Source organism: Natroniella sulfidigena, assembly GCF_023223645.1.
GTDB lineage: Bacteria > Bacillota > Halanaerobiia > Halobacteroidales > Halobacteroidaceae > Natroniella > Natroniella sulfidigena.
This window is the reverse complement of sequence record NZ_JALKBY010000016.1, coordinates 59,069-75,221: the sequence shown is the minus strand read 5'-3', so window position 1 is coordinate 75,221 and position 16,153 is coordinate 59,069. Positions and strand designations below refer to the sequence as shown.

13 protein-coding genes are annotated in these 16,153 nt (G+C 34.8%); all 13 read left to right on the top strand.

Annotated elements, in window-relative coordinates:
- Nucleotides 1-554 precede the first annotated feature (554 nt).
- The gene (locus tag MWH28_RS10775; RefSeq protein ID WP_248619385.1) at nucleotides 555-1,826 is read left to right on the top strand and encodes a PocR ligand-binding domain-containing protein; all 1,272 of its coding nucleotides are present in this window, start codon (nucleotides 555-557) and stop codon (nucleotides 1,824-1,826) included.
- A 99-nt stretch (nucleotides 1,827-1,925) separates the two neighbouring features.
- Complete coding sequence (locus MWH28_RS10770; protein ID WP_248619384.1) at nucleotides 1,926-3,737, top strand: ASKHA domain-containing protein; 1,812 nt, start codon at nucleotides 1,926-1,928, stop codon at nucleotides 3,735-3,737.
- Nucleotides 3,738-3,757: 20 nt separating this feature from the next.
- The gene (locus tag MWH28_RS10765) at nucleotides 3,758-4,567 is read left to right on the top strand and encodes a DUF1638 domain-containing protein (protein ID WP_248619383.1); all 810 of its coding nucleotides are present in this window, start codon (nucleotides 3,758-3,760) and stop codon (nucleotides 4,565-4,567) included.
- 360 nt (nucleotides 4,568-4,927) lie between these two features.
- Nucleotides 4,928-5,638, top strand: a complete 711-nt coding sequence (locus MWH28_RS10760) for a DeoD-type purine-nucleoside phosphorylase (protein WP_248619382.1) — start codon at nucleotides 4,928-4,930, stop codon at nucleotides 5,636-5,638.
- 214 nt (nucleotides 5,639-5,852) lie between these two features.
- Nucleotides 5,853-6,497 (top strand): fructose-6-phosphate aldolase, encoded by a 645-nt coding sequence (gene fsa, locus MWH28_RS10755; protein ID WP_248619381.1) that lies wholly within the window; start codon nucleotides 5,853-5,855, stop codon nucleotides 6,495-6,497.
- Between the two features lie 164 nt (nucleotides 6,498-6,661).
- The gene (gene tkt / locus MWH28_RS10750; protein ID WP_248619380.1) at nucleotides 6,662-8,638 is read left to right on the top strand and encodes a transketolase; all 1,977 of its coding nucleotides are present in this window, start codon (nucleotides 6,662-6,664) and stop codon (nucleotides 8,636-8,638) included.
- A 224-nt stretch (nucleotides 8,639-8,862) separates the two neighbouring features.
- Complete coding sequence (locus MWH28_RS12995; RefSeq protein WP_248619379.1) at nucleotides 8,863-10,449, top strand: PucR family transcriptional regulator; 1,587 nt, start codon at nucleotides 8,863-8,865, stop codon at nucleotides 10,447-10,449.
- A gap of 156 nt (nucleotides 10,450-10,605) precedes the next feature.
- Nucleotides 10,606-11,301 (top strand): DUF5058 family protein, encoded by a 696-nt coding sequence (locus tag MWH28_RS10740; RefSeq protein WP_248619378.1) that lies wholly within the window; start codon nucleotides 10,606-10,608, stop codon nucleotides 11,299-11,301.
- Between the two features lie 22 nt (nucleotides 11,302-11,323).
- Nucleotides 11,324-11,986: a hypothetical protein gene (locus tag MWH28_RS10735; RefSeq protein WP_248619377.1), complete on the top strand. Its 663-nt coding sequence runs from the start codon at nucleotides 11,324-11,326 to the stop codon at nucleotides 11,984-11,986.
- 82 nt (nucleotides 11,987-12,068) lie between these two features.
- Nucleotides 12,069-13,247 carry a M20 metallopeptidase family protein gene (locus MWH28_RS10730; RefSeq protein ID WP_248619376.1) on the top strand — a complete coding sequence of 393 codons (1,179 nt, stop codon included), beginning with the start codon at nucleotides 12,069-12,071 and terminating at the stop codon, nucleotides 13,245-13,247.
- Between the two features lie 195 nt (nucleotides 13,248-13,442).
- Nucleotides 13,443-14,978, top strand: a complete 1,536-nt coding sequence (locus MWH28_RS10725; protein WP_248619375.1) for an L-lactate permease — start codon at nucleotides 13,443-13,445, stop codon at nucleotides 14,976-14,978.
- 223 nt (nucleotides 14,979-15,201) lie between these two features.
- The gene (locus tag MWH28_RS10720) at nucleotides 15,202-15,357 is read left to right on the top strand and encodes a XapX domain-containing protein (protein ID WP_248619374.1); all 156 of its coding nucleotides are present in this window, start codon (nucleotides 15,202-15,204) and stop codon (nucleotides 15,355-15,357) included.
- A gap of 48 nt (nucleotides 15,358-15,405) precedes the next feature.
- Nucleotides 15,406-16,080, top strand: coding sequence for a deoxyribose-phosphate aldolase (gene deoC, locus MWH28_RS10715; RefSeq protein WP_248619373.1), 675 nt, complete (start codon nucleotides 15,406-15,408; stop codon nucleotides 16,078-16,080).
- The last annotated feature ends 73 nt before the right edge of the window (nucleotides 16,081-16,153 follow it).

Sequence of the window (16,153 nt, the reverse complement as noted above, 5' to 3'; positions counted from 1 at the left end):
GCTATAAATTTTTGATTGCTAATTTGATTTGATTGAGTTAGTAAATCTATATTTTTTAACAATGCAACGATAGTGTAAATTACTAATTAATATAATTAATTTGAGAATCAAATCATTAGTACTACTACTTAACTGACTGGATTAATTGCTGGTCTGATAGTTAGATATTTAAGACTTTTTCATAGTCTGAGGCTTTTAACTTAGATGCAGAATTAGAACAGGCGCAGGATGATTTATAATGTTTGACTTAATTTGAAAGTTTTTAAATTGATTTGACAGTTATATGTTTTTTTTTTATAATACAAGTATCTAAGATCTAAAAATATTACAAAAATAAAGTAAAGATTATTTCCAAGGTGCTAAAATTTAATCAATTTAATTAAAGGGAATAGAAATTAGTTATAAGAATTCATTTTATCTTGGATAAAGATTAATGAATTCTTTTTATTAATTTTAGAGTTAATTCCAGTAGCTAACTCAAAATATAAATTTAGGAATATAGTAATGATTATAGGTGAATTGAGGTTATTTAAATCCAGGAAGGATGATAAGAAATGAGTGTAGGACTAGAAGAAAGAGATCTGTATGATCTAATAGAAAATTATAGTTTAGCTACTAATGTTGGCTGCAAACTATTTGATAGTGAAGGTAGGATGCTTACTGAAACTTCAGTAGGTGATGAATCTTCTTTTTGTGAATTGATTCATCAGTGTGAAGAGGGAGAAAGGAACTGTAAGCGGTCATATCTTGATGGAGGCTTGCAGGCAGAAAAGTTAGGGGAAGCTTATATTTACTCTTGTCCTTATGGACTGGTTAATTGGGCAGTACCGATTTTAGAGAATAATAAAATGAAATACTTTTTGACAGGAGGGCCAGTCTTAATCTATCAAGTAAATGATTTATTGTTGAAGAATCTAGTTGAGGAAAACCAATTTTTAGAAGCTAAGATTGATGAAATTGAAACAAAATTGAAGGAATTAAATAATGTAGATACTGTACGAGTTCGGCATTTAGCTGAAATGTTAATGCGTTTGGCTAAGGGGTTAATGGTCAATGATACTGCTGAGCTACGCAAGAGACGTGAACTCAATGAGATTAATGCTAAGATTGCCGAAACTGTTCATAGCTTAAAGCAAGATAATGCAGGAAATGAAATCTTATATCCGTTTGAAAAAGAAAATGAATTGATCTCTAAAGTTAAATTAGGTGATAAAGAAGGGGCTAGAGAGATTTTAAATGAGATTTTAGGATTTATTTATTTTCAAACAGGTAGTAAATTTGAAATGGTGAAGTCAAAAGCAATAGAGTTAATGGTTATTTTAGCTAGAGCTTCGATTGAGATTGGAGCAGATTTAGAGGTTATTTTTGGATTGGAGTATATTTATTTAGAGAATATAAATCAGGTTGAAGATATTAATGAGCTTTCTGGGTCATTGGCTAAAGTTTTAGATAGATTTATAGAAGCAACCTTTGTTTTAAAGAATGTTAAGAATAAAGATATTATTCGTCGAGCAATGAGATACATTAGGGATAATTATGATCAGGATATTAATTTAGATCAAGTATCATCAGAAGTTGGCCTCAGTGCTGCTTATTTTAGTAAGTTATTTAAAGAAGAGTTAGAGATCACTTATACAGATTATTTAAATAGAGTTAGAATTGAAGAAGGAAAGAAATTATTAGAAAAAGAATATTCTTTAGCTGATGTTGCTCAGATGAGTGGCTTTAATGATCAAAGTTATTTTTCTAAGGTCTTTAAAAAGTTTGAAGGAGTTTCACCTGGTAGGTGGAGATGTGGTGTTAGCAAAAGAAGGATTGGTGGATGAAAAAGTTAAATATTATTGACAGTTATAAGGGGAGTAAGGGTGCTAAATTACACCATTACTTCCTTGTTCTATAATTTAAAGGTTGAAGGGGGAGATTTAATGAGTCACCAAGTTATCATTTGGCAAAATAATGAAAGAAAAGAGTTAATGGCAACTGAAGGTCAAAATCTTTTTGAGTTATTACTAGAAAATGATATTTCCCTTGATACTCCATGTGGTGGTCAAGGAAATTGTGGTAAGTGTAAAGTGAGGGTATTATCTGCTCATCCTTCATTAACTTCACAAGAAGAAAAGTTATTATCAGATAAAGAAGTAGAAGCTGGAGTTAGATTGGCCTGCTTGGTTACAGTGACAGAAGATATGGAATTAGAAGTGGAAGATAAGGTGGAGTTAGATATTTTGACAGAAGGGATAAGTCAGGAAGTTGATTTAGATTCTGAAATTAGAAAGGTTATCTTTGAAATAACTCAACCTAATCTAGATGATCAAAGTGACTTTATGACTAGAGTACAAGACAAGACAGCTACAGAACAAATAACTTTGAAGGCATTACAGCAACTAGATCAAGTTGATAAAGAGGGAACTTTAACTGCTACAATTAATGAGAAGACTAAAGAATTGATTGGGATTGAAGCAGGAGAGAAAGAAGAATTGTATGGAGTTGCTGTTGATATTGGAACTACTACTGTAGTATTATACTTAATTGATTTAACTACTGGAGAAGAAGTAGATACTTATTCATTTCATAATCCGCAAAAAGCATTTGGAGCAGATGTAATTTCGAGAGTTAATTACACTTTAGGTGATCAAGAAAAGGTTCAGAAGTTACAAGATGTACTAATTAAGAAGCTTAATGAAGGTATATTGAGCTTGGCTGATAAAACTGAGATTGAAACTGATGATATCTTAACAATGACTTTAGTAGGTAATACAATTATGATCCATACTTTAACAGGGGTGAGTGCTGGTTCAATTGCTAAAGCACCATATACTCCAATCTTTACTCAAGGTGCAGAGTTAGATCCAGTTCAACTTGGACTTAAGATCAATTCAGCGGGAATAGTTAAGCTAGTACCTTCAATTTCTGGTTATGTAGGATCTGATATAGTAGGGGATATGTTAGCAGTTGATTTTAATTCCTTTGCTGATAGTTGGAATTTGGTCATTGATATTGGAACTAATGGTGAGATGGTTTTAGGTAATCAAGATGAGATTTATGCCTGTGCTACTGCTGCTGGTCCAGCTTTTGAAGGGGCCAAAATTATGTTTGGTGTAGCAGGAATACCTGGAGCAATCTCGAAGTATGAAATTATGGATAATGGTGAAATTGAGTACCAGACCATTGAAGATCAACCAGCTAAAGGAATCTGTGGCTCGGGTTTATTGGATATTGTAGCAGAATTGCTGACTGCAGGGTTTTTGAATAGTAGGGGAGCATTTTGTAAAGATGAAGAGCTAGAATCTTGGCAGCAAGAACGAATGACAGAATATAAAGGGTTTAAATCGTATATTGTTTTAACAGCAGATGAAGCAGGAATTGAAGAGGATATTCTGGTAACTCAGAAGGATATTAGAGAGATTCAATTAGCTAAAGGCTCAATTGCAGCAGGGATAGAAGTATTATTAAAAGAAGCAGATATTGATTATGAAATGCTTGATAATCTATACTTGGCTGGAGGATTTGGAAATTATTTAGACCCACATAATGCTTGTGTAATTAATTTATTACCACAAGAAGTAGAAGATAAAATTATTCAGATTGGTAATGGTGCTGGAATAGGTGCTAAGATGTATTTGATAGATCAAAAGATGAAGTCCTCTGCTGAGCAACTGCAGAAGAAGGTTAATTATATAGAACTCTCTTCTAGCTCACATTTTCAAACAGAGTTTATGAATTCAATGGAGTTTTAAATTTAACAGGAGGGGCTAAGATGAAGAAAGCAATTATTTCATGTAGTGTATTTTATAAAGAGCTATTAGACCTGATTGGTGATCAAGAGGAGATTACTATTGAATTTTTGCCACAGGGTCTGCATGATATTCCTGATTGTTCAAAGATGAAGGGAAAGATCCAAACTAAGATTGATCAACTCGAAGAAGAAGAAGATTATGATTATATTATCTTAGCTTATGGTTTTTGTAGTGGAGGGGTTGAAGGTTTACAAGCAGAGAAAGCAAACTTAGTAATTCCAATAGTTCATGATTGTATTCCATTATTATTAGGGAATAAGAATGCTAAAGGGAATTTAGAAAATAGTAGAACCTTCTATTTGAGTCGAGGATGGATTGATTGTAGTGGAGATACTTATAAACATTATTTGGCGATGACAGAGCAAATGGAGCAGTGGATAGATAGGTTTAAAGAGTATCAACAAGAAGATGAAGATGCGATGGTGGAATGGCCTGATTTAGATCAGTATAATACAACAAGAAGTTATGATCAAGATACAGCAGAGTATATTAGCTATCAATGCTTGAAAAGTTATGAGATGATCACTTTGATTGATAATGATAACTTGGCTCCAATTCATTATCAATATGCTCAAGAGATGCATGGGTTTATTGATCAAATTTTAGCTGAGAATAATGAACAGGGATTAGGTTATCAAGAGGTTGAGGGTAGCCTAGAATTTTTAAGGGAATTAATCTATTTCGAGCAGTTAGATGAAGCTGAAAGGGAAGAGTTATTCTTAATTACTCCCCCTCAACAGCCATTGCAGTTAGAGGAGCATATTATTTAGCTTAATTACAAAACAGCTTAAGTTTAAGGTTGAGGAAATGGTTTTTATTACGAAGGGTTTTTATAAACCCGGAGGCAAGTTTAAGTTAAGCGTTAAAAAAATAAGGGCTTTTAGTTCTTACTTAAACTTAGACTTGGACTTAAACTTAAGCTATTTATCAATAATAATTAAGAAATTGCATATACTATGATTAAAATGAGAAGGTTTGTTCTTAGTACTACTGAACAAATCTTCTTGTGATCAATAATTGACAAATTAGTTGTAATGTAGTAAGATAAATTTGGGTTAAGTTAGACGTCTGACGAATATTTTTGTTGGTATAGGTCAAAGTTAATTACATATTAAGGAGGAGATTTAAAGATGCCAATTCATATTGAAGCAGAGCAAGGAGAAGTAGCGGAGATTGTTTTATTACCAGGAAATCCACAACGGGCCAAATATATGGCGGAAAAGTTTCTAGATGATCCAAAGTTATATACTGATTATAGGGAGATGTATGGTTATACAGGAACTTTTAATGGTGTAGAAGTCTCAATTCAGACAACAGGAATGGGAGTACCTTCAGCAGGAATCATGCTTGAAGAGTTGAAGATGTTAGGTGCTAAAACCTTAATTAGAGTAGGAACTTGTGGAGCTTTAACTGAAGAGCTAGATCAAGCAGATGTAATTATTGCTCAATCTTCTGCTACGATTGGTACTACAGTTAATGAGATGCAGCAGGATATTACGTTGGCTCCGCCAGCTGACTTTGAGTTGATTAAGAACTTATATGATAGTGCTGTTGAATTAGAGATGCCAGTTCATGTAGGTCAGATTGGTACTTCTGATTATTTCTATGGAACTCCAGAAGAGCATGTTAAGGAATTAGCTGATTATGGTGTTTTAGCAGTAGAGATGGAGACAGCAATGTTATATCATGTTGCAGCTAAGTATGGATTAAAAGCTGCTACTGTCTTAACCGTTTCCGATCATGTCTTCAGTCAGGTTAGAGCTGATAAAGAAAAGATCCAACAAGGTGTCGATCGGATGACAGAGATGGTTTTAGATACTGCAACTAAGCTCTATGGATAAGAAGTAAATAAATTTAATAAGTTTTGCTTAGAAATTAGGTCTATTTCAATAATAGACCTAATTTTTTACATTTAACTTAAAATATTACTTGATATTGAATCGATTTTGTTATTTAATAGTAGGTAGGTCAATGGAGAATAATTAAACTAAAGATTTTGAAGCTAGTCACTAATTATAAGTTACTAGCTACTAATAATTACTAAGGAGTGATAAGATGAAATTTTTTATTGATACTGCTAATTTAGAAGAGATTAAAGAAGCAGCCAGCTTAGGTGTGATTGATGGAGTTACTACCAATCCTAGCTTGGTAGCAAAAGAAGGAGATGTTGATTTCCATACGAGAATCAAAGAGATTTGTGAGCTTGTAGATGGTCCAGTCAGTGCTGAGGTAATCAGCTTAGAGGCAGAAGGGATGATTGAGGAAGCTAGAGAGTTAGCAGAGTTGGCCCGTAATGTAGTAGTTAAGATTCCAATGACAGTAGAGGGGTTAAAAGCAGTTAAGACTTTGAGTGAAGAAGGAATCAAGACCAATGTAACTTTGGTCTTTTCAGCTAATCAAGCTTTATTAGCTGCTAAAGCAGGTGCTACATATATCAGCCCATTTGTAGGAAGATTAGATGATATTGCTCATGAAGGTTTACAATTAATTGAAGATATTGCGATTATTTTAGATAACTACGGTTTAGAGAGTGAGATCATTACTGCAAGTATTAGACATCCTCAGCATGTTAAGCAAGCTGCTTTAATTGGAGCAGATATTGCTACTATTCCATTCGATGTGATTGGAAAGCTATCTAGTCATCCATTGACTGATAATGGAATTGAAAAATTCTTAAATGATTGGGAACAAGGAAAATAATAAATATTTAGTCAGAAAGGTCCTCTTGATCAAGGGGATCTTTTTTTTTGCAATAAAAAGTGATAAAAATACCTAAAATTGAAGTAGAAAAGTTGATAACTGAGTTGTTTAATGTTATCATTGAAGGGAGAAAAAAGGCGAAGAGTTAATAAGGGGGAATAAAATTGTTGAAAAAAGTAGCAAATGTAGTTAGAGGTTTGTCGGCTGATGCTATAGAAGAAGCTAATTCGGGTCATCCTGGATTACCTTTAGGTTGTGCAGAGTTGGGTTCAGTTTTATATGGTGAGGTGATGAAGCATAATCCGGCTGATCCAGAGTGGTTAGATCGAGATCGATTTGTCTTATCAGCAGGACATGGTTCAGCACTTCTGTATTCTTTACTTCATCTAACAGGATATGATTTATCCTTAGAAGATTTGAAGCAGTTTAGACAGTTAGGTTCTAAGACACCAGGTCATCCTGAGTATATGGATACTCCAGGTGTTGAGACTACGACTGGGCCATTAGGACAAGGCTTTGCTAATGCAGTAGGAATGGCTATTGCAGAGCAGATGTTAGCAGAAAAGTACAATACAGAGGAATTTGAAATAATCGATCACAATACATATACTTTACTTGGTGATGGCTGTATGATGGAAGGGGTTACTGCTGAAGCAGCTTCGTTAGCAGGACATTTAGGCTTGGATAAGTTGATTGCAATTTATGATGATAATCAGATTTCAATTGCTGGTGATACTGACTTAACATTTACTGAATCAGTAGCTGATAGATTTAAGGCTTATGATTGGCATGTGATTGATGAGGTAGATGGTCATAATTTAGAAGAGATTAAGGAAGCTATTGAGGCAGCTAAAGAGGTTGAAAATAAGCCAGTGTTGATTATAGCTAAAACAGATATCGGTTATGGAGCACCGACTAAGCAAGGTAGTAGTGCGGCACATGGAGCACCATTAGGAGCAGATGAGATCAAAGGAATGAAAGAAGAGATCGGTCTGCCTGTTGATAAGAAGTTTTATGTTTCAGAAGAAGTAACAGAGTTTTTGGGCCAACGTAAAGAAGAGCTGGTTGAAGAATATCAAGCTTGGCAAGAAAAATTTGCAGCATGGGCCAACGCCAATCCAGAGCTGAAGGAGGATTTAGAGCAGGCTCTTAGTTTAGAGTTGCCTGAAGGGTTAAGAGAGGTTATTAGTGAACTTGAAATAGATACTCCAATTGCAACAAGAAAGGCTTCAGGGGCTGCTTTAAGGGAGATAGCTGAGCAGGTTCCTTACTTAGTAGGTGGTTCTGCTGATTTAGCTCCATCGAATAAGACCTATTTGGACAAGTATGACGAAGTTCAAGCAGATAATTTTGCTGGACGTAATTTCCGTTTTGGAGTTAGAGAGCATGCGATGGGAGCGATTGTTAATGGTATCTCCTTAGAAGGAGGACTAAGGCCATTTTGTTCTACATTCCTTGTCTTTTCTGATTATATGCGTCATGCTATCAGAATGGCTGCTTTAATGAAGCAACCAGTAGTTTATGTCTTTACTCATGATTCAATCTACATCGGGGAAGACGGGCCAACACATCAGCCAGTTGAGCATGTAGAATCATTACGGATGATTCCTAACTTGAAGGTGTTAAGACCTGCTGATGAAGAAGAGACTAAAGAAGCTTGGCTGCAAGCAATGGAGAGAACTGACGGGCCAACAGCTCTGATCTTGACTCGACAGAATCTGCCTCATCTAGATAAAGCTAATGGACTAGCTGATATTGAACGAGGAGGATATGTAGTAACTGAAGAGGCTGGTGAACTTGATTTAGTCTTGATGGCTAGTGGTAGTGAAGTTTCTCTAGCTGTAGAGGTTGCCGAGTTATTAGCAGAAGAAGGAAAGAATGCTCGAGTTGTCTCAGTACCAGATAAAGAGTTATTTGTTGAGCAAGGAGATGATTATTTAACAGAAGTACTTGGAAGTAATGATACTTTCAGGGTAGCAATTGAAGCAGGAGTTGGAACTGCTTGGTATCAATTACTAGGAGCTAATCACCATTTAGTCAGTATGGATCGCTTTGGTGCTAGTGGCCCAGGTGAAGAAGTAGCCCGTAAATTTGGGTTTGATGCTGAAAAGATTGCAGAGGATATTTTAGAGAAGTTATAAGTATTAAATAGCTAGTTAAGGACAAGGATGAATCAGTTTTAATGATTCATCCTTGATTTATTTTTATTACAAAACAGTTTAAGATTGAGTTTAAGGCTAAGTCAACCGTTAAAAGCATAAGGACTTAGGTTTTACTTAAACTTAGACTTAGCCTGAAGCTTGATATCAATTATGTTTAAACTAGATAAAATTTGTACAGATTAAAGTAATGAGAGGGGTCTATAGTGAGCATAACAGTTGAAAACATCTTATCATTTCCTTATTATAGTGATCTAGAGGTCATTGCAGGAGAAGCAGGGTTGAATAGAAGAGTTTCTGCAGTCAGTGTATTGGATGCACCGGATGCTTATAAATGGTCAAAGGGTGGAGAGTTTGTAATTACAACTGGTTATATAATGAAGGATGATCCTTTACAGCTTAAAAATTTATTGATTAATTTTGATAAAAAAGGTGCAGCTGCTTTTGGGATTAAATTAGATAGATTTATTAAGGAATTACCAGCGGAAGTTTTAGAGATAGCAGATGAGTTAGAACTTCCCATTATCTTCATTCCTGATAATTATCCTTATCGAAAAATTATTAATCCTGTATTAACTTCAATTGTTAGCAATCAAGAGAAGAAGCTTGCTTTTTCAGAGGAGATTCATAAATCATTTACAAAGTTAGTTATCAATGGAGGAGATAGCCAAGAGATTATTGATACTCTAGAAGAGTTGATTAGAAGAAGAATTTTATATTATGATAGTTATTTTGAAGAAGTTTATGTTAGTGATCTAGCTGAGGAGCATGAGAATAGTTCGCCAGAATTATTAGAAGAACTGAAGTGTGATTATCAAAATTACCCAATTGAAATTGATAATAAAGTCTATGGTTATCTCTTTATTATGGATCAACAAGAGGTTGATGATTATGATGAAATTGCTCTAGAGCATGCAGCGACAGTCTTAAAATTAGATATTCAAAAAAGAATTTCACATCAAGAGATTGAGACTAGATATAGGGATGAATTTGTTCAGGATTTGATATTTGGTAATATTCAATCAGCAGAAGAGGTTAAAAGACGGGGCGAATTATATGACTGGAGCTTTAGTGATGAGTTGACTGTGATGATTGTTGATATTGATAACTTTAAAAAACAATATACTACAATGGATTCTAAAAAGATCAAACCAAAATTAGAGGATGTAAAGAGGCAGCTCTTTTTAAAAGCAAAAAGAATTGTTGGACAATCCTTTAGCAATGTAACCTACACAAATCTAAGTGATAAGATCATCTTTTTGATTGAGTATCGAGATGCAAGAGATGATTATACCTTCAAAGTTGAATCAACTGCCGATAAAATCAGAAGTAAGATTAACCAAAGTGTTGATTTGACGGTGACCATTGGAGTAGGTGATGCCAAAGATTCTATCTTAGATGTTAATGAAAGTTATAAGGAAGCTAAAAAAGCGGTCAAGTTAGGGAGAGTAATCTACGAGCAAGATCAAACTATATTCTATAACTCTTTGGGGGCTTATAAGTTATTAGATTCTATTTATAAAACTGAAGCAGCAACTACATTTTTAAAATCCTACTTAGATGATTTGATTACTTATGATCAAGAGCATAATATGGATCTGGTTGAAACATTAACAGTATTAGTACAACATGATTGGAATATGAAAGCTGCTGCTAAAAAACTCTTTATCCATTATAACACTATGAAATATAGAGTTAAAAAGATAGGTCAAATTTTAGATGTTGACTTATCAAATGGAGAAGAGAAATTAAATATTAATCTGGCATTAAAGTTATTGCAGATGACTGAGTGATCATTTTGTACTTACAGGCTATTATAGCCTGTTTTTTTTGTACTTAAAGGATAAAGACAACTTTGATTTTATTTGGTAAACTAATAATCAGAAGATGAAATAATTTTCTAAACATTCATTATTACTTTACTAATAATTAATCGAGGAGGGAATAGAATGGAAGAAGTATTACAGGTAGCAAATGAATTTGGAGTTTGGATTCTTGCTGGTTTGGTTGTCTCTATAGCTTTGGTACAAGCTATTTTGTATTATAAATTATCATTTAAAGCTGGTGAAGAATTAGGGATTCCAAAAGAAGATTGTAAGGCGGCTTTTAAGACGGGAGTTATTACTTCTATAGGACCAAGTTTTGCAGTGTTTGTTATTATGGTTGGTCTTATGTCAGTGATTGGTGGGCCAATGGCTTGGATGAGATTAGCAGTCATCGGTTCTGCTCCAGCAGAGCTGACAGCAGCTCAAATAGGTGCTAATGCTTATAATGCTGACTTTGGAGGAGCCGGATATGATTTAACAGCGATGTCTGTTGGTTGGTGGACAATGGCAATTAATGGTGCCGGTTGGTTGCTATTTGTTGGATTTTTTGCTCATAAGCTAGAGAAGTTACGGGATAAGGTTGCTGGTGGAGATAAAAAGTGGTTAGCAGTATTGAGTGGTGGAGCAATGCTTGGGGTCTTTGGTTACTTAAATGCAGGAAGTGTATTGGCATTAGGAGGAGAGGTAGTAGCTGTTGTTGTAGGTGCAGTGGCTATGATAGTTTTACTTAAGATTTCAGAACACTATAGTGTACTTAAAGAATATTCTTTAGGCTTAGCAATGTTAGTAGGAATGTTTGCTGCGGTATTACTTGGATAAGAACTTATGGAGGTGTATTTAAATGAAGGATAATTTAGAAGAAATTTGGTATAAGCCGGTTAAAAAGATTGGGATGGCAACGTTGATAACTGCTGTTATAGGTAGTTTTGGCCCTTTACTTTATCTCTATTTTACTAGAGGAGTCTATCCTCCTTTAGATGCAGCCTTGAGTGCCTGGGCATTGGTTGCTGCTTCCTTTGGGGCAGCTTATTTTGTAGAACCGATCTCTTATTATGCAATTTTAGGATTAGCAGGGACTTATGTATCCTTTTTAAGTGGTAATATTTCTAATTTACGTTTACCTGCTTCTGCTATGGCTCAAGAGGTATTAGAGGTAGAAGAGGGGAGTAAGAAAGCAGAAATAATTGGTACTTTAGGGATTATTGGTTCCGTAATCACCAACTTGATTGGGGTTACTTTAGCAGCCTTTATTGGAATGCGATTAATTGAGGTCTTTCCGCCGATTGTTGTTGATGCTTTTAGAGATTATACTGCTCCAGCAATCTTTGGTGCTGTATTTGGACAATTTACTATGAAATACCCTAAGTTGGCCCCTTTTGGAATTGGAATTCCATTGATCTTATTAGGAGTCTTTGATGCACCACTTTGGTTGGTGATTCTAGGTGCTGTCTTTGGAACGATACTTGTTGCTAGAGTTTTTTATCAAAAGGGTTTGATCGAATAGTCTTTACTTATAAAAAGGATCTATGCTAAGAAGTAGTTCTTTTGTTTTTATCAATCAGTTTTGCAGATGAGGGGGATTAAGAATGAATTTTAAAGAGTTAGCTAAAGGTTTAGAAGAAGAAATAATTACTTGGCGCAGAGAGTTGCATAAAATACCTGAAGTCGGTTTAGAGTTGCCTAAGACTCTTCAATATGTTACTGAGCAGTTAGAGGCAATGGGGCTAGAAGTTAAAAAGATAGCTAGTGGATTGACAGCTGAGATTAAATCTGGTGATAATAAAGCAAAGACTTTTGCGATCAGGGCTGATATGGATGCCTTGCTTATTACAGAAGAGACAGGTCTTTCTTTTGCATCTGAGCATGAAGGACGGATGCATGCTTGTGGACATGATGCTCATACTGCTATTGTTTTAGGAGTAGCTAAGTTGTTGGTAGAGAATCAAGAGAAGTTAATAGGAAATGTTAGATTCTTATTCCAACCGGCTGAAGAGGGGCCAGGTGGGGCCAAACCGATGATTGAAGCTGGAGCATTAGAAGGGGTAGATGCCATCGTTGGACTCCATGTTGGTAATATCTTTGAAGAGATTGAAAATGGACAGATAGGAGTTAAATCGGGAGAGTTTATGGCTTGTTTAGATAGATTTTCTTTAGAAGTAGAAGGTCGAGGGGGGCATGGAGCTATACCCGAGACAACTATTGATCCAGTTGTTATTGCCTCGTCAATTGTTCAAGAGTTCCAAACATTGATCAGTAGAGAAATTTCTCCAACTACTCCAGGTGTGATCACAGTAGGAGAGATTCATGGTGGAACAGCTTATAATATAATTCCAGAAAAGGTTAAATTAGAAGGAACAGTCCGTTTTATTAATGAAAGTGCTCGCCAGGAAATTTCACATCGTATGGAAGAATTATCAAGTGGAATTGCTGCGGCTAAACAAGGTAAGGTAAATTTTGATTATCATTATGGTTGTCCTCCTTTGGTAAATGATCAAAAGTTTACTGATTATTTTGCTGAGCTTGTTAGAGAGAGTTTAGGTTCTGATCGAGTAGTTGAGATAAATGAACCGACTATGGGTGGGGATGATATGGCTTATTACTTACAAGAGGTACCAGGTACTTATTTTTATTTGGGAGCTGCTCAAGAGGTAGATGGTCAATCTTATCCTCATCATAACCCAAAATTCGATGTAGATGAAAGTGTTCTCTGGATAGGAACAGCTTTGTTGGCCCAAGTAGCTGTTGATTGGTTGGAGAAAATTTAAAGTTAAAAAAAGCTTATAATGTAGTAATAAAAAGATTGGTTGCAATTAATTGTAACTAATCTTTTTGTTTGATATAATAAAATTTATCTAAGCAAGCTCTCTTAATACAGTTATTCTAATATCTGACATTAAGGGATAGCTTGTTTTTTTATTTGATTAATAGATTTAAAGTCTTTGGACAGGGGAGTTGAGATAATGGAATTTAGTATTGAGCTATGGATTAGTGCTATGATACCTATTATTTTACTTTTATTTACGATTTCTTACTTAAAGATAAAATCAACAAGGGCTGCTTTGATCAGCTTAATAACTGCATTAGTAATTGCAGTAATAAATTATAAGCTTACCTTTGCTCAACTCGGGATAGCGATTGCTAAAGGGGTTAGTCTGAGTCTATATGTAATTTTAATAATTATGGGAGCAATATTTTTATATAATGTAGCAAAAACTGTAGGGGCTTTTGAAGTTATTAGGGATTTTATGTTAAACCTAAGTGGAGATAAATTATTACAAATTTTAGCTTTAGCTTGGGCTTTTTCTTCTTTTATTCAAGGAATATCAGGTTTTGGGGTGCCAGTAGCTGTAATTGGTTCATTGATGGTAGGAATGGGTTTTGATCCTTTAATTGCCCTTAGTGCAGTTTTGATCGGACATTCCTGGGCGGTTGGGTTTGGTTCTATGGGTTCTACCTTTTATGCACTCAGCTTAGTAACAGGGCTAGAACCAATGCGCTTAGGCTTAGTATTATCATTATTATTTTATCTGCCAATTATTACAACTGGACTAGCAGTTGCTCATCTGCAGGGAGGATTAAAAGCGGTTAAAAGTTCATTAAAGTATGTCCTTCCGATTGGGTTGCTGATGGGTTCAGTACAATTAGGAGTTGTTAAATTGGGATTTCCTCATTTAGCTTCATTATTAGGAGGGTTGAGTGGTAGTATATTCTTTTTAATTATACTAAATAGGAATAAAAAAGAAAAAGAGCGAAAAAATAAAAATAATGAAGAAATGTCAATAGGGTTAGCATTGTTGCCTTACTTTATTTTAATTGGAACAGCTTTGCTTTCTCAGATTCCTCTGTTTAAGAATCTATTACCTGAATGGCAGGTTGGGTTTTATTATCCAGGCTTTACTACTTTGTTAGGGTATCAAGTTCGACCTGAAGAGGGCTATGCTGCTATTGAACTTTTTTCTCACCCAGTTACATTTTTATTACTAGCAGGGGTATTAGGTATTTTAATTTACCTAGCAAAAGGTTTTTTAGCTTCTGGGCAGGTCAAGGAGATTTTACAATCTAGTTATCAACAAGGTAGTTCTTCTAGTCTTACTGTTTTGTTATTGATGATCATGGCATTGGTGATGAATGATTCAGGTATGCTTTATATGTTTGCTCAAGGATTAATTGAAATTAGTAATACTTATTTCCCTATAATTTCTCCTTTTATCGGGATATTAGGAGCCTTTTTAACCGGTAGTACTACTAGCTCTAATGTCTTGTTTGGAGGAGTGCAGACAGAGGTAGCAGAATTATTAGAACTTTCTCCTTATCTAATTGCTGCAAATCAAGCAGTTGGTGCTTCCTTAGGTTCAGCAGTAGCTCCTGCTAAGATCTTATTGGGTGTTTCTACTGTAGGAGCTTTAGGATTAGAAGGGAGAGTATTAAAATTAACCCTTGGTTATACTTTGATAAGTAGCTTAGTAATGGGAATGGTTGTTTATTTAATAATCTAAATTGTCAAAAATAAATAATTGTTAAGTTGACAAATAAAAAAATATATAGTAAAATTATATTGTAAGACGTCAGACGTATTATAAAGGTGTTGAAGGATTTAATTGTTGTTAGGTTAATCTTTTAAATTAAACTTGGTTTATGACCAAAGTTTAGTTGACTTATGCTTATTTTAAATAGATAAGCGGGTGGGTGAGGGAATACAGCAAGCAAGGAGGAAAAGAAATGAATCAAGCATTAATTTCTACTTTATCTGGTGCAGTAGTTGGAGCATTATTTTCTTTTTTAAGCTTACCTGTACCTGCACCACCAAATTTAGCAGGTGTCATGGGGGTTGTTGGTATTTACTTAGGATTTATTATAATGAATAGTTTGGTATAAATTATTAAGTATAGTCAAATAATAGATTAATAAAACTGGAGGGGTATGATGGAGGTCAATGAGATAGCAAGTATAATTGATCATACGATATTAAGTGCTGAAGCAACTAAAGAAGAGGTTATAACTAAATGTCAGGAGGCAAAAGAGCATAATTTTGCTTCTGTTTGTATTAACCCAGCTTTTGTATCCTTAATAAGTAAAGAGTTAGAAGGTAGCCCAGTAAAGGTTTGTACAGTGATTGGATTTCCATTAGGGGCCAACACAGCAGAAACTAAAGCCTTTGAAACAAATAAGGCGATTAAAGAGGGTGCTGATGAGATTGATATGGTGATCAATATTGGAGCTTTAAAGTCTGGGGACTGGGAAGTTGTGCAAGAAGATATCAAAGCAGTTGTTGAAGCTGCTCAAGATAAAGCTTTAGTTAAAGTTATTATTGAAACATGTTATTTGACAGAAGAAGAAAAGAAGAAAGCGTGTCAGGTAGCTAAAGAAGCAGGGGCAGATTTTGTTAAGACATCTACTGGCTTTGGAACAGGTGGAGCAACTGTTGAAGATATAAGATTGATGAGAGAAGTTGTTGGTGAAGAATTAGGAGTTAAGGCTTCAGGTGGCGTTAGAAGTTTAGAAGATGCTCAAAATATGATTGAAGCAGGTGCTACAAGAATTGGAGCTAGCTCTGGTGTCAAGATTGTAGCTGGAGAAAAGGTTACAGGAGACTATTAGAAACATCATTGAGTTGACAGTTGATAGTGTACAGTGTACAGTTATAAGATCAAGACCTTAAGAGCTTAAGTAC